Annotated in this window: 18 protein-coding genes and 1 tRNA gene; 17 read left to right on the forward strand and 2 right to left on the reverse strand. The window is 70.5% G+C overall.

The window, feature by feature from the left end; all coding sequences use genetic code 11:
• The first annotated feature begins 13 nt into the window (after nucleotides 1–13).
• The 5 genes from metK (at nucleotide 14) to P3T37_RS24105 (ending at nucleotide 4,418) form a co-directional block, all read left to right on the forward strand.
• On the forward strand, nucleotides 14–1,207 hold the full coding sequence (gene metK, locus P3T37_RS24085) for a methionine adenosyltransferase (RefSeq protein WP_280725899.1): 1,194 nt from the start codon (nucleotides 14–16) through the stop codon (nucleotides 1,205–1,207).
• Between the two features lie 31 nt (nucleotides 1,208–1,238).
• Complete coding sequence (locus P3T37_RS24090) at nucleotides 1,239–2,213, forward strand: carbohydrate kinase family protein (protein ID WP_280725900.1); 975 nt, start codon at nucleotides 1,239–1,241, stop codon at nucleotides 2,211–2,213.
• A 107-nt stretch (nucleotides 2,214–2,320) separates the two neighbouring features.
• Nucleotides 2,321–2,406, forward strand: a tRNA-OTHER gene (locus tag P3T37_RS24095).
• Between the two features lie 195 nt (nucleotides 2,407–2,601).
• Nucleotides 2,602–3,420, forward strand: coding sequence for a helix-turn-helix domain-containing protein (locus P3T37_RS24100; RefSeq protein ID WP_280725901.1), 819 nt, complete (start codon nucleotides 2,602–2,604; stop codon nucleotides 3,418–3,420).
• Nucleotides 3,421–3,536: 116 nt separating this feature from the next.
• Nucleotides 3,537–4,418: an AfsR/SARP family transcriptional regulator gene (locus tag P3T37_RS24105; RefSeq protein WP_280725935.1), complete on the forward strand. Its 882-nt coding sequence runs from the start codon at nucleotides 3,537–3,539 to the stop codon at nucleotides 4,416–4,418.
• A 52-nt stretch (nucleotides 4,419–4,470) separates the two neighbouring features.
• Here P3T37_RS24105 and P3T37_RS24110 read toward each other — a convergent pair whose 3' ends face one another.
• Both P3T37_RS24110 and P3T37_RS24115 read right to left on the reverse strand, forming a co-directional pair.
• The gene (locus tag P3T37_RS24110; RefSeq protein ID WP_280725902.1) at nucleotides 4,471–4,617 is read right to left on the reverse strand and encodes a hypothetical protein; all 147 of its coding nucleotides are present in this window, start codon (nucleotides 4,615–4,617) and stop codon (nucleotides 4,471–4,473) included.
• A gap of 18 nt (nucleotides 4,618–4,635) precedes the next feature.
• Nucleotides 4,636–5,634 carry a DUF2156 domain-containing protein gene (locus tag P3T37_RS24115; protein ID WP_280725903.1) on the reverse strand — a complete coding sequence of 333 codons (999 nt, stop codon included), beginning with the start codon at nucleotides 5,632–5,634 and terminating at the stop codon, nucleotides 4,636–4,638.
• Nucleotides 5,635–5,910: 276 nt separating this feature from the next.
• Between P3T37_RS24115 and P3T37_RS24120 the strand changes: the two genes are divergently transcribed.
• From P3T37_RS24120 to P3T37_RS24175, 12 genes are all read left to right on the forward strand, one after another.
• Complete coding sequence (locus P3T37_RS24120) at nucleotides 5,911–7,524, forward strand: aldehyde dehydrogenase (RefSeq protein WP_280725904.1); 1,614 nt, start codon at nucleotides 5,911–5,913, stop codon at nucleotides 7,522–7,524.
• A gap of 43 nt (nucleotides 7,525–7,567) precedes the next feature.
• A complete protein-coding gene (locus tag P3T37_RS24125; RefSeq protein WP_280725905.1) occupies nucleotides 7,568–8,707 on the forward strand; it encodes an acyl-CoA dehydrogenase family protein in 1,140 nt (379 codons plus the stop codon).
• Between the two features lie 43 nt (nucleotides 8,708–8,750).
• On the forward strand, nucleotides 8,751–10,040 hold the full coding sequence (locus P3T37_RS24130) for an aminotransferase class III-fold pyridoxal phosphate-dependent enzyme (RefSeq protein ID WP_280725906.1): 1,290 nt from the start codon (nucleotides 8,751–8,753) through the stop codon (nucleotides 10,038–10,040).
• A 1-nt stretch (nucleotide 10,041) separates the two neighbouring features.
• Nucleotides 10,042–10,533, forward strand: a complete 492-nt coding sequence (locus P3T37_RS24135) for an SRPBCC family protein (protein ID WP_280725907.1) — start codon at nucleotides 10,042–10,044, stop codon at nucleotides 10,531–10,533.
• A gap of 11 nt (nucleotides 10,534–10,544) precedes the next feature.
• Complete coding sequence (locus P3T37_RS24140; protein WP_280725908.1) at nucleotides 10,545–11,042, forward strand: hypothetical protein; 498 nt, start codon at nucleotides 10,545–10,547, stop codon at nucleotides 11,040–11,042.
• Nucleotides 11,039–11,590: a flavin reductase family protein gene (locus P3T37_RS24145; RefSeq protein WP_280725909.1), complete on the forward strand. Its 552-nt coding sequence runs from the start codon at nucleotides 11,039–11,041 to the stop codon at nucleotides 11,588–11,590. The genes P3T37_RS24140 and P3T37_RS24145 overlap by 4 nt, the downstream gene beginning before the upstream one ends.
• A 37-nt stretch (nucleotides 11,591–11,627) precedes the next feature.
• On the forward strand, nucleotides 11,628–12,599 hold the full coding sequence (locus P3T37_RS24150; protein WP_280725910.1) for a VlmB-like protein: 972 nt from the start codon (nucleotides 11,628–11,630) through the stop codon (nucleotides 12,597–12,599).
• Between the two features lie 10 nt (nucleotides 12,600–12,609).
• Entirely contained in the window at nucleotides 12,610–13,638 is a 1,029-nt protein-coding gene (locus tag P3T37_RS24155) for a beta-ketoacyl-ACP synthase III (protein WP_280725911.1), read from the forward strand.
• A 30-nt stretch (nucleotides 13,639–13,668) separates the two neighbouring features.
• On the forward strand, nucleotides 13,669–13,899 hold the full coding sequence (locus tag P3T37_RS24160; RefSeq protein ID WP_280725912.1) for an acyl carrier protein: 231 nt from the start codon (nucleotides 13,669–13,671) through the stop codon (nucleotides 13,897–13,899).
• Between the two features lie 69 nt (nucleotides 13,900–13,968).
• Entirely contained in the window at nucleotides 13,969–15,465 is a 1,497-nt protein-coding gene (locus P3T37_RS24165) for an APC family permease (RefSeq protein WP_280725913.1), read from the forward strand.
• A gap of 2 nt (nucleotides 15,466–15,467) precedes the next feature.
• Nucleotides 15,468–15,635 carry a hypothetical protein gene (locus tag P3T37_RS24170; RefSeq protein WP_280725914.1) on the forward strand — a complete coding sequence of 56 codons (168 nt, stop codon included), beginning with the start codon at nucleotides 15,468–15,470 and terminating at the stop codon, nucleotides 15,633–15,635.
• Nucleotides 15,571–17,142: a long-chain-fatty-acid--CoA ligase gene (locus P3T37_RS24175; protein ID WP_280725915.1), complete on the forward strand. Its 1,572-nt coding sequence runs from the start codon at nucleotides 15,571–15,573 to the stop codon at nucleotides 17,140–17,142. The genes P3T37_RS24170 and P3T37_RS24175 overlap by 65 nt, the downstream gene beginning before the upstream one ends.
• The last annotated feature ends 3 nt before the right edge of the window (nucleotides 17,143–17,145 follow it).

Consider the following 17,145-nt stretch of genomic DNA (forward strand, 5'->3'; position numbering starts at 1 on the left):
GCCAGGAGAACCGATGTCCCGCCGCCTGTTCACCTCGGAATCCGTCACCGAGGGACACCCCGACAAGATCGCCGACCAGATCAGCGACACCATCCTCGACGCCCTGCTGAGCGAGGACCCGACCTCGCGCGTCGCCGTGGAGACGCTGATCACCACCGGCCTGGTGCACATCGCCGGCGAGGTGACCACGAAGGCGTACGCGCCGATCGCGCAGCTCGTCCGGCAGAAGATCCTGGAGATCGGCTACGACAGCTCGAAGAAGGGCTTCGACGGCGCCTCCTGCGGCGTCTCGGTCTCCATCGGCGCGCAGTCCCCGGACATCGCGCAGGGCGTCGACACCGCGTACGAGTCGCGCGTCGAGGGTGTTGAGGACGACCTCGACAAGCAGGGCGCCGGCGACCAGGGCCTGATGTTCGGCTACGCCAGCGACGAGACCCCCGAGCTGATGCCGCTGCCGATCACGCTGGCCCACCGCCTCGCCCGCCGGCTCTCCGAGGTCCGCAAGAACGGGACCATCCCGTACCTGCGCCCCGACGGCAAGACCCAGGTCACCATCGAGTACGACGGCGACAAGGCGGTCCGCCTGGACACCGTGGTGGTCTCCTCGCAGCACGCCTCGGACATCGACCTCGACACGCTGCTCGCGCCCGACATCCGCGAGTTCGTCGTGGAGCCGGAGCTCGCCGGCCTTTCGATCGACACCTCCGACTACCGGCTGCTGGTCAACCCGACCGGCCGCTTCGAGGTCGGCGGCCCGATGGGCGACGCCGGGCTGACCGGCCGCAAGATCATCATCGACACCTACGGCGGCATGGCCCGCCACGGCGGCGGCGCCTTCTCCGGCAAGGACCCGTCCAAGGTCGACCGCTCGGCCGCCTACGCGATGCGCTGGGTCGCCAAGACCATCGTCGCCGCGGGCCTGGCCCGGCGCGCCGAGGTGCAGGTCGCGTACGCGATCGGCAAGGCCGAGCCGGTCGGCCTGTTCGTGGAGACCTTCGGCACCGAGGCCGTCCCGGTCCTGGACATCCAGAAGGCCGTCACCGAGGTCTTCGACCTGCGCCCGGCCGCCATCATCCGCGACCTGGACCTGCTGCGCCCGATCTACGCCAAGACCGCCGCCTACGGCCACTTCGGCCGCGAGGACGCCGACTTCACCTGGGAGCGCACCGACCGCGCCGAGCAGCTGAAGAAGGCCGCCGGTCTCTGATCAGCCCCCGAAGCCGAACAGGAGCGAACGCGTGCGCATCGCGGTCACCGGATCCATCGCCACCGATCATCTGATGAACTTCCCCGGACGGTTCACCGAGCAACTGATCACGGACCAACTGGACAAGGTCTCGCTCTCCTTCCTGGTCGACGACCTGGAAGTCCGCCGAGGCGGAGTGGCGGCCAACATCGCCTTCGGCCTCGGCAGCCTCGGCCTCGACCCCCTGCTCGTCGGGGCGGTGGGAAGCGACTTCGCCGAGTACCGCAGCTGGCTCACCGAGCACGGCGTCAACACCGACGAAGTGCACGTCTCCGCCCTGCGGCAGACCGCCCGCTTCATGTGCACCACCGACGAGGACATGAACCAGATCGCCTCCTTCTACGCGGGGGCGATGTCGGAAGCGCGCGAGATCAGCCTCCACCAGGTGGTCGAGCACGCGGGACCGCTCGACCTGGTCCTCGTCTCACCGAACGACCCCGCCGCGATGCTGCGGCACACCGCGGACTGCCGCGAGCTGGGCATCCCGTTCGCCGCCGACCCCTCCCAGCAGCTCGCCCGCCTCGACAAGGCGGAGGTGCGCGACCTGGTGGAGGGGGCCGACTGGCTGTTCACCAACGCGTACGAGTCGGCCCTGCTGCTGGAACGGGCCGACTGGGAACGGGCGGACGTGCTGGCCCGGGTCGGGGCCTGGGTCACCACCCTCGGCGCGGACGGCGTCCGCATCGAACACCACGACCAGGACCCGCTGCGGATCCCGGCCGTCCCCACCGGCGCCGTCGTCGAACCCACCGGCGTCGGCGACGCGTTCCGCGCGGGCTTCCTCGCCGGCATCAGCCACCGGCTCCCCGCCCAGGACGCGGCCCGCCTCGGTTGCGTGCTGGCCACCAGGGCCCTGGAAACCGTGGGCCCCCAGGAGTACACCCTCACCCCGGCCACCCTGCTCGCCGCCCTCGAAGCCGCCTACGGCCCCGAAGCGGCCCGCGCCATCGCCCCCGTCCTGGCCTGACCGAAGCCGTCAGCAAGGCGTCAGAGCGAGGTCATCGGGGCACGGCAGGATGGAGTCCAGAAGGAAGGCGGCACCGGGAGCAGCGGGCATGCTCGCGGTGCCGCACGGGAGAGGTACCCGAAGCGGCCGAACGGGTTCCGGATCTCCGGGAGGGTCCTTGTGGCCCGCGCAGGTTCGAATCCTGCCCTCTCCGCCGGTGAGACTGCGGCGTCCGCTCCTGCGGGCGCCGCAGTCTTCGTGTGTGCGGACGACGACCTCTTCGGGTGCGCCGGCGGCGACCGACCGGCTTACCTCCTGGGTAATCGACACCCGCCGGGCCGCGGCAGATAGTGGATCGCAACAACCCACGGGGGAACATCGGGTGCCGCACGAGTGAGGGCTGGGCACGATGCAGTCGGACGGCGATGCCGCGCGCGAGCCCGGGACCGGGCGGCTGGTGGTCCGGCTGCGGAACCGTCGCGGAGTCGGCCGAGCCGAACTCGCCGCCCGGGTCGGCATCTCGGTGCCCGACCTGGAACGCCTGGAGACCGGCCAATGGCTGCCGGACCGGGACACCCTGATGCGACTGGCGGAGCAGCTCGACCTCCCGCTGCGCACCTGCAACGAACTGCTGACAAGCGCCGGACACCCCGCGCCGTATGCGGAGACCGCCGTCCAGGAACCCCGGATGGCCGGGCTGCGGGCGATGCTCGACCACGTGCTGCGCGGCTACGGTGACTGCCCGGCGATGGCGGTGGACCGGATGTGGAACCTGGTCGCCGCCAACGAGGCCGCCGGCCTGATCACCGACGCGGTGCCGCAGGCGCTGCGCTTCCCGCAGATCAACGTGCTGCGCACCAGCGTGCACCCGGACTGCCTCGCGCGGTGGACCGTCAACAGCGCCGAGTGGGCCGGAGACCTGCTCGGCCGGGTCCTGCGCAAGGCCGAGGAGACCCAGGACCAGGACCTGGCAGCCCTCTACCAGGAGCTCTGCGCCTACCACCCCGGGCCGCACCCGCCGCCCGCCACGCCGCCCCGGCGCTTCTCGCTGCTCCGGATCAACCGCGAGGGCGAGGAACTCGCCCTGGTGAACGTCGAGATGACCTTCGCGCTGCCGTTGGACGTCACCTCGGACGAGATCAGCGTCCAGGCCTTCCTCCCCGCGGACGCCGCGACGGCCGACGCGCTGAGGCGCCGCGCAGCCGCCGCGCAGCGGCGCTCCCACTGACACTCCTGGCCGATCCGACGCTCCGTCAGGAGCGTGTCAGCGCCTCATCAGTGGAGCCAGGCAGCCTTAGGATGTCAGCGTTACGAGAAGGTATTCGATTGCTGCCCAGTGAACCAATGGGAGGGAACCGGCTCCACGATCGACCGGATCGAGACCTACGGCAGTCAGTTACAGCCGGGCACAGTCGTGGTTACCACTTCGACGGGGGAAATGTGTTGTATATCCGTATTCTTGGGGTACTCGAGATCCAGACCGAAGAGCGGAGCGTCAGGCTCCGGGGGGCGCTGCAGAGTCGCCTGCTGCTGACCCTCCTGATCAACTCGGGTCAGCTCGTCATGACCGACGACCTCATCGGCGAGCTGTGGCCGGACACTCAGCCCGACCGCGTGGAGAACGCCCTGCAAGCCCATGTCAGCAGACTCAGAAGCAGGTTGGCCACCCTGGAGCCGGACCGCGCCGCGCCGCGACTGGTGACCCACACCTCGGGGTACCAACTGCTGGTCGCGCCTGAGGAGTTGGACAGCGAGGTGTTCAGCCGCAACCTGGAGCGGATCCGGGAGTCGCGGGACTACGCCCCCGAGGTCGCGGTCCAGGAGCTGCGGTCCTGCCTGGACGAGTGGCGCGGGCCGGTGCTCGGCGGTGTGGGAGGCGGGCCGATCTTCGAGGCGGCGGCGGTGCGCTACGAGGAGTTGCGCCTCTGCGCCCTGGAGCTGCTCTTCGACCTGGAGCTCCAGGTCGGTCACCATGCCTTACTGGTACCCGAGTTACGCCAGCTGCTGACCAAGTACCCGTTCCACGAGCGCTTCTGGCAGCAGCTCATCACCGCGCTGTACCGCTGCGGCCGGCAGACCGAGGCGCTGGTCGTGTACCGCGAGCTCTGGAAGCGGCTCACCGACGAGTTCGGCCTGGAACCGACGCCCGCGATGCAGGAGTACGAGCGCGCCATCCTGGAGCGCGACACCAGCCTGAACGTCTCGGCCCTCGCGCTCGGCCGATAACGCCCGCACACGCGGGAGGGGCAGGTCCGCGGACCTGCCCCTCCCGGCGCGCTCAACTCCCTTCGGCCGCCAGCAGGGCGTCCAGGTCGTGCAGCGCCCGGTCGACGGCAGCGGCGACGGCCGCGTCGTCGGGATTGCCGCACAGCTCGGTGAACCGGGCGACGATCTCCTCCTGGATGCTGGAGACGCTTGCGCTCATGGCTGCTCCCCTCTCTGGCTACAGCGCCCCTGCGGCGCGGAAGATGTGGACGAACGCGTTGACGCTGGCGGGTCCCTGGAAGGCCACGTACTCGGTGAGCACCAGGCTCTGGTTCCACTTCTCCTTGTAGGCCAGCTGGGTGGCGGCGGGGTAGACGTCCTTGCCGTGCTCCCACAGGAAGTGCATGAACCAGCGGAAGGCGGGGCTGCTTCCGGGCATCTCCACCTTCTCGTCCAGGCTGGTGAAGGGCGTGAAGCCGAAGTGCAGCCAGTGCTCGCCCTCCTCCCGGAACGTGTCGATGGCGGTCTTGTTGATGGCCTCCATGACACCGGGCGAGAGGTCGGGCCGCCGGCGTGACAGGTCGTGCATCCAGCCGGGACGGCTGCCGTGCACCGGCGAGTAGAGGATGTAGCCGGCCGGCACCCCGTCCACCAGGCCGAGGAACAGCCGGCGGTACTTCTGCCCCGGGCCGCCGCACTGGCCGACCAGGAACTCCAACTCCTTTGCGCCCTCGCCCTTGAGCGGGAGCCAGAGCCGGTCGATGTCCTCGATCGCGTGCTGCCACTCGTCGTAGTCGGCCTCGACGACGGTCAGGCCGTTGCGGAAGGCCCGGGAGATCTTGTTGCGCAGCTGCATGAACCGCGTGCCCTGCAACGAGAAGGTGTCCAGGTCGACGGCGTAGGAGGCGCCGATCTGGTTCACCGTGAAGCCGTGCTCGGTGTAGATCCGGGCGTCCCGCTCCTGCAACTGCACCGAGACCACCTGCCGTCCCTCGCTCTTCGCGAACTCCAGGAAGGCGGTGAGCAGTTCACGGTAGGACTCGTCCGGGGCGAACGGGCCGCCGAACTGGACGAAGTACGGCCCGGCGCTGCGGTAGACCACGACTCCCGGGCGGCCGGGGAGCGTGAAGTAGGAGTTCCCCAGGCTGACCGCCAGGAACGAGCTGGGATTGTCGGATTCCGAGTACTCCTCGATCGCGTGCCGCACGGAATCGAATGAGACCGCATTGCCAGTCATATCTGCCCCTCGCTCTGGGACCGGGTACGGAATGGCGACTATGGCATGCGTCGAACGGCCCCGCAAGGCACCGACAAGGGAATTCCGGACAATACCTCCGACCTGTCAGCGCGACGTCAACGGGAGGTCAGTGGCGCCGCTGCGGTCAGTCCCGTGTCAGCGGCTGATCAGGGCGGCCCTGGCAAGCTCCGGGAGGCGGGAAAATGATTCTCGGCGCAAGAGAGAGGGATCGTGGCAGTGCGTGAAATCCCTGGCAGCGCGAATCCGGTTCTGGAAATGCGCAGCAAGCCCCTGCTCAGTTATCCATCGTATGTCGGCGGCAAGGACATCGAGGGAATCAGCTGGGTCTACACGGTCAGCTCGAAATCCCTGCTTGAGGACGTGTTCACCAGTGTGAGCCTGAAGCGGGCCCTGGAGAAGGACCCCGATCCGCGGTCCGCCGCGGCGCAGCACCCCTATGTGGTGGGCCGCTGCGCGGTGATCGGCATGGACGACGTCACCGCGGCCACCGAGGCGGCCGCCGGCGCCGTGGACGCCTGGTCCGCCGTCCCGCTCGCGGAGCGCCTGCAACTCGGCGCCCGCTACCGCCAGAAGCTGATCGAGCACCAGGACACCATCCTTGAGATCATGGTCGCCGAGGCGCACCCGATCACGCTGGCGCGCTGGGAGTTGACCTGCCTGATCCAGGCCTACAGCGACGAGAGCCTCGCCTGGTACGAGCAGCAGATGTACGCCGAGCGGGAGTACCGCGGCCGCAAGCTGATCGTGCGCCGCCAGGCGGACGGCGTGGTGGCCATCAACCCGCCGCAGAACGCCCCCGTGCCCAACTCGGGCCTCGCGGTACTGGCGTTGATGGCCGGCAACGCGGTGGTGGTCCGCGCGCCGCGCAGCATCGCGCTGAGCACCCTCTACATCCTGCGCGAGCTCGCCGTCCCGCTGCTGGAGGAGATGGGGGCGCCCGCCGGGACGCTGAACATCGTCTGCGGGACTCCGCAGAAGATCATCGACCACTGGTTGGACGACCCCCGGGTCAACGACATCATCTACTTCGGCGCCAGCGACGCCGGCCTGCGCTTCGAGCAGGAGTGCGTGGCCCGCGGCAAGAAGCCCATCCTCGAACTCGCGGGCAACGACAGCCTGGTGGTCTGGAAGGACGCCGACATCCCGTCGGCGGTGGAGGCGATCACCGAGTCGTTCTACGGCTCCGGGCAGATCTGCATGGTGCCCAACTGCGTGGTGGTGCACCCCGAGATCGCCGACGAGCTGATCGCGGCGCTCAAGGTCGCCGCGGAGGCCGTCAAGCCCGGCTACCCGGACGACCCCGAGGTGCTGCTCTCCCCGGTCCGCCGCAGCGAGCGCTTCTTCAACCTGCTGAAGCAGGCCACCGAGCAGGGCGGGCAGTTGATCGCCGGCGGCCACCGGGTGGAACTGGACGGCTCGCCCTCGCAGGCGGGGCAGTTCCTGGAGCCGACCGTGGTGCGGGTGGACGGCCTGGCCGAGTCGCAGAACTACCAGATGGTCCGCGAGGAGACCTTCTTCCCGCTGCTGCCGGTCGTGGTCCCCGCACCGACGCCCGACGACGTGCTGCTGGAGCAGATCATCGACTTCGTCAACGCCAACGCGTACGGCCTGCGCAACTCGCTGTGGGCCGGCTCCCGCGAGGTGATCGACCGGTACGTCACCCGGGTGCGCAACTCGGGCCTGCTGAAGATCAACGACTCGCACATCGGCTTCCTGCCGGTGGTCCCCACCCACGGCGGCACCGGGATGACCGGCGGCGCGTTCGGCGAGGGCAACTACCCCATGCTCAAGACCTCCCACGTGCAGGGGGTCAGCATCGGCACCGGGGTCTCCCCGCGGGTGGCGATGTTCGAGGGCCTGGCGGACTGACGGACTGACGGACTGACAGACGACCGACCGAAGGAGTACCCCCATGCGGTCCCTCGACGTGGCGCGCGACGCCTGCGAGCGCAACCACCCAGGGCTCATCAAGAAACTGGCCGACCTGCCGCTGGCCGAGCGGGAGGCCCCCGGCAGCCCCGTGATCGACCTGTTCCGCACACACGGCGGCCCGGCGCTGCTGGTGCCGACCAGCTACGGCGGCCTCGGCGTCTGCGCGCTGGAGGCGGTCCGGGTCACCCGGGCGATCGGCTCCTACTCCCCGTCGCTGGCGGCCGGCGCGACCATGCACAACTTCACCGCCGCCATGCTCTTCGCGCTGGCCGACCGGGTCGGCGCGCCCACCGAGGCGCAGATCGAGCTGCTGTCGCGGATCGCCCCGGACGGACAACTGCTGGCCTCGGGCTGGGCGGAGGGCCGGACCGAGCAGAACATCCTCGCCCCGACCGTGGTGGCCACCCGCACCGACGGCGGCTTCCTGGTGAACGGCGCCAAGAAGCCGTGCAGCCTCTCGAACTCCATGAACCTGCTCACCGCCAGCGCGTTCCTCCCCGACGAGAACGGGAACTCGCAGCTGGTCATCCTGCTCGTGCCGGCCGACGCCGACGGAGTGTCGCGGCACCCGTTCTGGGGCACCGACATCCTCGCCGCCGCGCAGAGCGACGAGGTGCGCCTGGAGAACGTCTTCGTCCCGGACCACCTGGTGATCCGGGCCACCCCCGACGACCCGGGGCGCCTAGACGACCTCCAGACGGCCGCCTTCGTCTGGTTCGAGCTGCTGGTGACCTCGGCGTACGTCGGGGTGGCGGCCGAGCTGACCGAGCGGGTGCTGGAGAACAGGCGCGGCAGTGTGAGCGACCGCGCCGCCCTGGTCGTCCAGTTGGAGTCGGCGGTGGCGCTCACCGAGGGAATGGCCCGCGCGGTGGACGAGGGCGTCTCGGGCGACGAGGCGGTCGCTGCTGTGCTGGTGACCAGGTTCGCCGTCCAGAAGGCGCTGGCCGCGGTCAGCGAGCTGGCCGTCGAACTGCTCGGCGGCATCGCCTTCATCCGCTCCTCCGAGATCGCCTACCTGTCCTCGGCGGTGCGCCCGCTCGCCTTCCACCCGCCGTCCCGGAGCAGCACCGCGGAGGCGCTGGTCGACCACGCCGCCGGCGGCCCGCTTCTCCTTTCCTGACGATTCGTCATATTCCGTTGTTCCAGCCCGAGGAGGGGCAAGCATGACCACACACGTGGCGGCCGAGCAGTCGGCCGACACCGAGTCCGAGATCCTCGCCCTCTACCGCAAGCACCTGAGCAAGGGCCGCGCCACGGTGGCGGAGCTGTTCGGCAGCCACATGGAGGTCGAGTCCTCCGGCGCCTGGCTGCGCACCAGCGACGGCAAGGAGTACCTCAACTGCAGCGGCTACGGCGTGTTCCTGATGGGCGCGCGGCACCCGCGGGTGATGGAGCTGGTCCGCCGCCAGCTGGAGACCCACCCGATCGCCACCCGCATCCTGCTGGAGCCCACCGTCGGCCGGGCCGCCGAGGCGCTGTCCTCGGTCGTCCCCGGGCACCTCAACCGCATCCACTTCGCGCTCTCCGGCGCCGAGGCGGTGGAGACCGGGCTGAAGCTGGCCCGGGCCAACGGCAAGAAGCGCCTGGTCTCGATGCACATGGGCTACCACGGCAAGACCCTGGGCGCCCTCTCGGCGACCGCCAAGGAGGTCTACCAGAAGCCGTTCCGCCCGCTGCTCCAGGACGTCACCCACGTCCCGTTCGGCGACCTGGACGCCCTGGAGGAGGTGCTGCGCCTGCACCCGGGCGAGACCGCGGTGATCGTGGAGCCGGTGCAGGGCGAGGGCGGAGTGATCCTGCCGCCGCCCGGCTACCTGCAGGGCGTCGAACGCCTGGTGCGCACGTACGACGACTTCCTGATCCTCGACGAGGTGCAGACCGGCATGGGCCGGCTCGGCGAGTGGTGGGGCGCCGACCTGTACGGGATCACCCCGGACGTGCTGCTGGCGGGCAAGGCGCTGGGCGGCGGCGTGATGCCGGTCTCCGCCGCGCTGGCGAACCGCAAGACCTTCTCGCCGTTCGACAAGGACCCCTACCTGCACACCGGGACCTTCACCGGCGCGCCGGTCCTGATGGCCGCGGTGCAGGGCGCGATCGCCGCGATCAAGGAGGAGAAGCTGGTCAGCCGGGCCGCCGAGCTCGGTGACCGGCTGCTCCCCGAGCTCAACCGGATCGCCCACCAGAACCTCCCCGGTCTGGTGAAGGAGGTGCGCGGCCAGGGCCTGCTGATCGGCATCGAGCTGGTCGAGGCCGGTCTGGCCGGCGAGCTGCTGATCGAGCTGTTCAACCACGGCGTGGTCGGCAACCACTCGATGAACGGCAGCGCGGTGGCCCGGCTCACCCCGCCGGCCGTCCTCACCGACGGCGATGTGAACTTCCTCCTCGATTCCTTCGACAAGGCCACGCGCGACGTCCTGGACCAGCGCGCCCGTATGCCGGAAGGCGGTCACTGAGATGCGCAAGGTCATCCTGGACGCGGTGGTGTTCGACACGGACGCCGGCACCGTCTTCGAGAACGTGGCGCAGTTCAAGCGCTACGTCGAACTCTCCCCGCACGTGCAGGCGACGGAGGTCACCGAGACCCGGCCCAGCGCCACCGGCGCGTCCAGCTGGGAGCTGCTGTTCCGCAGCGGCCTGCTGCAGTGGTCGGAGACCGAGCGCTTCCTCAAGGACCGGCTGCGGATCGAGTTCGAGCAGACCGAGGGCGACTTCGACACCTTCACCGGCCACTGGGCACTGGTCCAGCAGGGCGCGGACACCGAGGTGCACTTCGAGTGCGACTTCGACTTCGGCATCGAGAGCCTGGAGGGCATCCTCGACCCGATCGCGGAGCGAGTGATCAAGGAAACCGTGGCCTGGGCGGTGGTCGGCCTGCACGAGCGCGTCCGACTGGCCGGCGACCTGGAACTGGTGCCGACCGCCGACGGCGCGACCACCCCGAGCTGAGGAGCCGGACCATGGACATGGCCAACCCGTTCGAGACGCCCAACACCTACCGCCTCCATCGGGCCGAGTACCTGGTCGGTCTGGTGGTCGTGGCCGGTCTGCTGATCGCGCACATCGGACAGGTCCGCTGGATCCCGGCGGTCGTCCTGTTCGTCTACATCGACCTGATCGGCTACATCCCGGGGGCGATCGCCTACCGGCGCAGCCCGGACCACCGGGTGCCGAAGGGCTACTACATCGCCTACAACATCATGCACAGCCTGATCACCCAGATGGCCGTGGCCGGGATCTGGATGCTGGTCCACGGGCCGGAATGGGCGCTGCTGGTGCTGCCGCTGCACCTGTTCGCCGACCGGGGGGTGTTCGGGAACTTCTACAAGCCCTTCACGCTGGCCTTCGAGCCCGAGCCCAACCCGGCCTACACCCGGCTGGCGGGCGAACTGCGCTACCGGCACCGCCAGCAGCAGCGGGCGACCGCTGAGGCCGCCCTCGCGGCCGGGCAGCGGTGAGCGACCCGGACGGCCTGCGCGCCGCCGTCCTGCGGCTGACCACCGGCGTGACCGTGCTGACCAGTTGCCACGAGGGCCGGATGCACGGCTCGACGATCAGCTCGACCAGCCTGGTCTCGCGCGACCCGATGACCGTCGCGGCCGGACTGCGCCAGGGCTCCGAACTGTCGGAACTGGCCTGGCGCAGCGGCTGGTTCGCGGTGAACGTGCTCGCCGGGCGGCAGGCCATGGTGGCGGACTGGTTCGCCGATCCCGAACGGCCCCGGGGCCTGGCCCAGTTCGAGCCGCTCGACTGGGAGCCCGACCCGCAGACCGGACTGCCGCTGCTGCGCCAGGCGCCCGCCCAGCTGATCTGCCGGGTCCTGAACCGGATCCCGATCGGAGACCACGACGACCTGCTGCTCGCCGAGGTGGTGCGCGGCCGCTCGGGCTCCGGCAGCCCGCTGATCAGCCATCAGGGCGCCCTGTACAGCGCCGAACTGCGCGACGTCGTACGGCGGCGCCGGAGCCGCAGCCTGACCACGGCCGCCGCCGTCGCCCTGGACTAGCGCCACCCGACTGGCGCCACACAGAAGAGGACTGCTGATGACCACCGAGATTCCTGTCGAGACCGGTTGGGACACCGCGCCGGGCCTGCTCGACGGTGCGATGAACCTGAACCTCACTCCCGAGCAGTGCGACCTGGCGTACTGGCTGCGCGGCGTCGCCCAGGGCACACTGCTCGGCCGGGTGGAGACGGGCCACAGCGCGGCGGAGCCCACCCCGGACCACATGCGCGAACCCGGCCCCCTGCGGGACGCGCTGGTCATGGAGTTGGCCTGCCGTTCGGTCGCCGAGACCGAGGCCACCAAGGTGCTGGCGCACTACGTGGCCGCCGCCCCGGGCGCGCCCGAGCTGGAGTTCTTCGCCACCCAGCTGATCGACGAGGCGCGGCACGCCATGGTCTTCCGCAAGCACCTGCTGGAGCTCGCGGTGCCGGAGGCCGAACTGCCCGCCGTCATCGAGCGGGTCTCCGCCGACTACACCCGCGAGGTGGTGGACCCGATCCTCGACTTCGCGCTGCGCGCGGTGCGGGACGAGGGCGACTTCATCGGCGGCGTGGCCGTGTTCACCATCGTCATCGAGGGTGTGCTGGCGCCGGCCGCCGAGCTCAGCGAGCGCAAGTGGAACGTGCTGGACCCGGCGGCCGGCGCGATCGCGCGCGGCGCCTCGATCGACGAGATCCGGCACCTGTCGGTGGGCAGCACCATCGTCCGCGACCACCTGCTGAAGCACCCCGAGTACCGGCCGCGGCTGATGGACATCCTGGAGCGCGGACGCAAGCTCTGGGAGGGCATCCCGGACCGCCGCTACGTGCTGGAGCGCGAGGAGCTCTTCCAGGCCGGCATGCGCCAGCACGCCGCGCTGATCCAGGAGTACGAGGTGTTCCCGGGCCGCCGGCTGCTGGACACCACGCCGGAGGAGCGCTACGCGCTGGCCGAGCGCTGGACCGACCAGATGGCGGACAGCCGGTTCGCGTATATGGGCATCGACCCGGCCGTCATGCGGATCGTCTGAGGAGCGGGGGATGACCGACACGGCCAGCGGCCGTCGCGCGAGCGTCATCGCCGGACTCGGTGCGTGGCTGCCTCCGCAGCAGGTGACCAACGACGATCTCGCCGCCTACCTGGACACCTCGGACGAGTGGATCCGCTCCCGCACCGGGATCAGCACCCGGTACCGGGTCGACCCCGGCACCTCCACCGGGGACCTCGCGGTCGCGGCCGGTGAACTCGCCCTGAAGGCGGCCGGCGGGATCGGGGTCGACGCGGTGGTGCTCGGCACCACCACCCCCGACCGGCTCTGCCCCGCCACCGCGCCCGAAGTGGCCTCCCGGCTGGGCCTGGTGGACGTGCCGGCCTTCGACATCTCGGCGGTGTGCACCAGTTTCCTGTACGGGCTGGGCGCCTCCGTCGGGCTGATCGCGGCCGGGATGGCCGAGCGGGTGCTGCTGATCGGCGCGGAGACGTTCACCTCGATCCTCGACCCGCGGGACCGGACCACCGCCGCCATCTTCGGCGACGGCGCGGCAGCGGTCGTGCTGCGGGCCGGCGATCCGCAGGAGCCCGGGGCGATCGGGCCGCTGCTGCTGGGCAGCGACGGCACTCAGAGCGATCTGATCCAGATCCCGGCCGGCGGCGCACGGACCCGCAACTCGACCGTCCCCCCGCCGCCGGAGGACCACTTCTTCCGGATGAACGGCTCCGACACCTACCGGCACGCCGTGGAGCGCACCACCGCGGTGGCGCGCACCGCGCTGGAGCGGGCCGGCTGGCTGCCCGAGCAGGTCGACCGCTTCGCCGCGCACCAGGCCAACGCCCGCATCGTCAACGCCGTCGCCGATCGGCTCGGCATCCCGGCGGGCGAGCGGCGGCTGGCGAACATCGACCGGGTGGGCAACACCGCCGCCGCCTCGGTGCCGCTGCTGCTCGCCGAGTCGGTCGCGTCCGGCCGGCTGCGGCCCGGCGACCGCACCCTGATCGCCGCCTTCGGCGGCGGGGTGACCTGGGGCGCGACCACCGTCGTCTGGCCGGACGTACCGGCCCTGCTCGGCTGACCACATCACACCCGACCACTGGGAGACAGCGTGTACCAAGACATCAAGCAGATCCTGATCTCCTCCTTCCAGGTTGCCGAGGAGGACTTCCACGACGAGGTGACGTTGGAGGAACTCGGCCTCGACTCACTCGACCTGGTCGAACTCTCCATGCAGTTGGCGGAGTTCGGTGCGAGCGTCACCGACGACGAACTGGCCGAGGTGGGGCGTCTGGACGCCATCGTCGGCCTGCTGGAGACCCGCCTGACCAAGGCGTCCTGACCGGGGCGCCCTGACCATCCCGGCGCGGCCGGACGCTGTCCGGCCGCGCCCTCCTGCTCTGGAGGAAGCATGAGCGAGTCATCGTCGCCGCCCTCGGACGGGCGGCTGTCCCGCAGCCTCACCACTCCGAAGATCGTCTTTTTGATCATCGCCGCAGCCGCGCCCCTGGCCGCCATGGTCTGCACGGTGCCGCTCGCCTTCGCACTGGGCAACGGCGCCGGCGTTCCGGCCATGTTCGTGTTCGCCGGGCTCACCCTGATCTGCTTCTGCGTCGGCTATGCGGCGATCAGCCGACGGATCGTCAACGCCGGCGGCTTCTACACCTACATCTCCAGCGGCCTGGGCCGGCCACCGGCCGTCGGCGGCGGGCTGATCGCCGTCGTGGCGTACAACACCGCCTCGGTCGGCCTGCTCGGCGCCTTTGCCTACTTCGCCCAACTGGTCGCTGCCTCCCACGGGTTGAGCTGGCCCTGGGAGGTCTGGGCGGCACTGGGCCTGCTGGCGGTCGGCGTGCTGGGATACCGGCAGATCGACGTCAGCGCCAAGGTGCTGTCCGTGGCCATGAGCTGCGAGGTGGGCATCCTGCTGCTGCTCGCCGGGGCGATCCTGCTGCGGCACGGCAGCTCGGTGCTGCCCAGCACCTCGTTCGCGCCGCACACCCTCACCGGCGCCGGCACCGGGGTGTCGGTGATGTTCGCCTTCATCTCCTTCATCGGCATCGAGTCGGCCGCCCTCTACGGCGAGGAGGCCCGCGACCCCGAGCGCAGCGTCCCCCGCGCGACCTACATCGCGGTCTCGCTGATCGCGCTCTTCTACGGCTTCATCAGCTGGGTCGCGGTCGGCGCGATCGGGCCCGACAAGGTGCAGGCGGTGGCCACCAACGAGCTCGGCGACCTCTTCTTCCGGCTCAGCGACGACTACCTCACCAGTGCGCTCACCACGGTCATGCAGATCCTGCTCTGCCTCAGCCTGTTCGCCGGCTGGCTGGCCCTGCACAACGCGGCCAACCGCTACATGTTCGTGCTCGGTCGCGAGCGGGTACTGCCGCGCTGGCTGGACGCCGTGCACCCGCGCCACGCCGCTCCGCACCGGGCGAGCATCACCCAGACCGTGTTCAGCCTGGTGATGGCGGCCGCCTTCGCCGTCGCCGGCCTCGACCCCTACCTGGGGCTGACCACCAGCATGCTCGGCGTGGGCACCCTGGGCATCGTCGTGCTCCAGGCGCTGGCCTGCCTCTCCGTCATCGGCTTCTTCCGGCGGCGGTCCGACGGGCACTGGTGGCGCACCGCGCTCGCACCGGCGCTGGGCTTCGCCGGCCTGGCCGCAGCCACCGTCCTGGTGGTGGTCAACTTCGACACCATGACCGGCACCAGGAACCCCGTGGTCGCCGCGCTGCCGTGGCTGGTGCTGGCCTGCGCGGTCGGCGGCGTCGGCTACGCGTACTGGCTGCGCGCCGCCCGCCCGGAGCGCTACGCGCTGCTCGCCGGTGTGGAGACCAGGGACGTCCAGAGCCAGTGGCAGGCCCAGGCAGACGCTCCGGTGCCGGGTACCCCGGTGCGGAGATAGCGGTGGACGCCATGGTCTGCAGCGTCGGCGACCTGCTGACGCTGCTCAACGAGGCGGTCCGGCTCCGGCTCAAGGAAATCGAACAGAAGGGTGAGGAAGTTCCCGATGGCCATTCAGGACAGCGCCACCATCACCGCGAGGCTGCGCCGGCACGCCGCCGAGCGGCCTGAGCACCCCGCGATCATCTGCGAGGGCCGCCAGGTGACGTACGCCCAGCTGCACCGGGCGAGCAACCGCACCGCCCAGGCGCTGCGCGCCGCCGGGCTGACTCCCGGCACCCGGGTCGCCTATCTCGGCCGGGAGTCCGAGCACTACTACGACATCGTCCTCGGGGCGCTGAAGGCCGGGGTGGTGCTGGTCCCGATCAACTGGCGGCTCACCGCACGCGAGATCGACCATGTGCTGCGCGACTCGGGTGCCCGGCTGCTCTTCGTGGAGTCCAGGTTCCGGGCAGCCGTGGACCGGATCCGGGAGGAGCTGCCCGGGCTCGCCGAGATCGTCCAACTGGACGCGGCCGAGGGCCCGGTGGCCGGGTTCCTGGCCTGGAAGGCGGGCGCCTCGGACACCGATCCCGAGCTCGCGGCCCACACCGACGACGCCATCCTGCAGATGTACACCAGCGGCACCACCGGGCTGCCCAAGGGCGTGGTGCTGGCCCACCGCACCTACTTCACCTTCCAGGCGAACATGGCGCGGGCCGGCCTCGACTGGATCGACTGGCTGCCGCAGGACGTCGCGCTGGTCACCTTCCCCGGTCTGCACTCCGGCGGGATGGCCTGGTTCATGTTCGGCCTGGTCGCCGGGTCCACCAACGTGGTGATGCCGATGTTCATCCCCGAGGAGGCGGTCCGGCTGATCAGGGAGCACCGGGTCACCACCACCTTCTGCGCCCCCGCCATGCTGCAGATGATGCTCGACGAACCCGCTGCCGGCCCGGAGGCCTTCGCCTCGCTGCGCAAGGTCACCTACGGCGGCGCGCCCATGCCGGCCCTGCTGATGCGCCGCTTCATCGCCGAGTTCGGCTGCGAGCTCGCGCAGATGTACGCCTCGGCGGAGACCGGGAGCGTGGTCACCTGCCTCACCTCGGCCGAGCACGTGCCGGGCGGGCCCAAGGCCATGTCGGCGGGCCGGGTCTGCCCCGGCAACGAGGTGCGGATCCTGGACGGCGAGGGACGCCCGCTGCCGCAGGGCGAGATCGGCCAGATCTCGGTCCGCAGCCCCGCGCACTTCGTGGAGTACTGGGGCAACCCGAAGGCCACCGAGCAGGTCCTGCACGACGGTTGGCTGGACATGCCGGACGCCGGCTACCTCGACGAGGACGGCTACCTCTTCGTCTGCGACCGGATCAACGACATGATCATCGTGGCCGGGCAGAACATCTACCCCGTCGAGGTCGAGAACGCCGTCCGCGCCGCCGCCCCGGCGGTGGCGGACGTCGCGGTCGTCGGCGTCACCGACGAGCGCTGGGGCGAGATCGCCAAGGCCGTCGTGGTGCTGCGCCCGGGGCACGAACTGACCGGACGCGAGATCATGGTGGCGCTGCGCGGCCGGATCGCCGACTTCAAGATCCCGACGAAGTACGAGTTCGTGGAGAGCCTGCCGCGCAACCCCACCGGGAAGGTGCTGCGCCGCGAACTGCGCGACCCGATCCGCCCCGACCTCACGCCGAGTTCGTGAGGA

The organism is Kitasatospora sp. MAA4, from assembly GCF_029893355.1.
Lineage (GTDB): Bacteria > Actinomycetota > Actinomycetes > Streptomycetales > Streptomycetaceae > Kitasatospora.

What these genes read in the sequence shown, in the direction of transcription:
- P3T37_RS24130 (WP_280725906.1), top strand. Translation starts at nt 8,751, where the DNA reads ATGACCACACACGTGGCGGCCGAGCAGTCGGCCGACACCGAGTCCGAG.
- P3T37_RS24110 (WP_280725902.1), bottom strand. Translation starts at nt 4,617, where the DNA reads ATGAGCGCAAGCGTCTCCAGCATCCAGGAGGAGATCGTCGCCCGGTTC.
- P3T37_RS24175 (WP_280725915.1), top strand. Translation starts at nt 15,571, where the DNA reads ATGGCCATTCAGGACAGCGCCACCATCACCGCGAGGCTGCGCCGGCAC.
- P3T37_RS24140 (WP_280725908.1), top strand. Translation starts at nt 10,545, where the DNA reads ATGGACATGGCCAACCCGTTCGAGACGCCCAACACCTACCGCCTCCAT.
- P3T37_RS24115 (WP_280725903.1), bottom strand. Translation starts at nt 5,634, where the DNA reads ATGACTGGCAATGCGGTCTCATTCGATTCCGTGCGGCACGCGATCGAG.
- P3T37_RS24155 (WP_280725911.1), top strand. Translation starts at nt 12,610, where the DNA reads ATGACCGACACGGCCAGCGGCCGTCGCGCGAGCGTCATCGCCGGACTC.
- P3T37_RS24165 (WP_280725913.1), top strand. Translation starts at nt 13,969, where the DNA reads ATGAGCGAGTCATCGTCGCCGCCCTCGGACGGGCGGCTGTCCCGCAGC.
- metK (WP_280725899.1), top strand. Translation starts at nt 14, where the DNA reads ATGTCCCGCCGCCTGTTCACCTCGGAATCCGTCACCGAGGGACACCCC.
- P3T37_RS24100 (WP_280725901.1), top strand. Translation starts at nt 2,602, where the DNA reads ATGCAGTCGGACGGCGATGCCGCGCGCGAGCCCGGGACCGGGCGGCTG.
- P3T37_RS24105 (WP_280725935.1), top strand. Translation starts at nt 3,537, where the DNA reads ATGGGAGGGAACCGGCTCCACGATCGACCGGATCGAGACCTACGGCAG.
- P3T37_RS24120 (WP_280725904.1), top strand. Translation starts at nt 5,911, where the DNA reads ATGCGCAGCAAGCCCCTGCTCAGTTATCCATCGTATGTCGGCGGCAAG.
- P3T37_RS24150 (WP_280725910.1), top strand. Translation starts at nt 11,628, where the DNA reads ATGACCACCGAGATTCCTGTCGAGACCGGTTGGGACACCGCGCCGGGC.
- P3T37_RS24135 (WP_280725907.1), top strand. Translation starts at nt 10,042, where the DNA reads ATGCGCAAGGTCATCCTGGACGCGGTGGTGTTCGACACGGACGCCGGC.
- P3T37_RS24125 (WP_280725905.1), top strand. Translation starts at nt 7,568, where the DNA reads ATGCGGTCCCTCGACGTGGCGCGCGACGCCTGCGAGCGCAACCACCCA.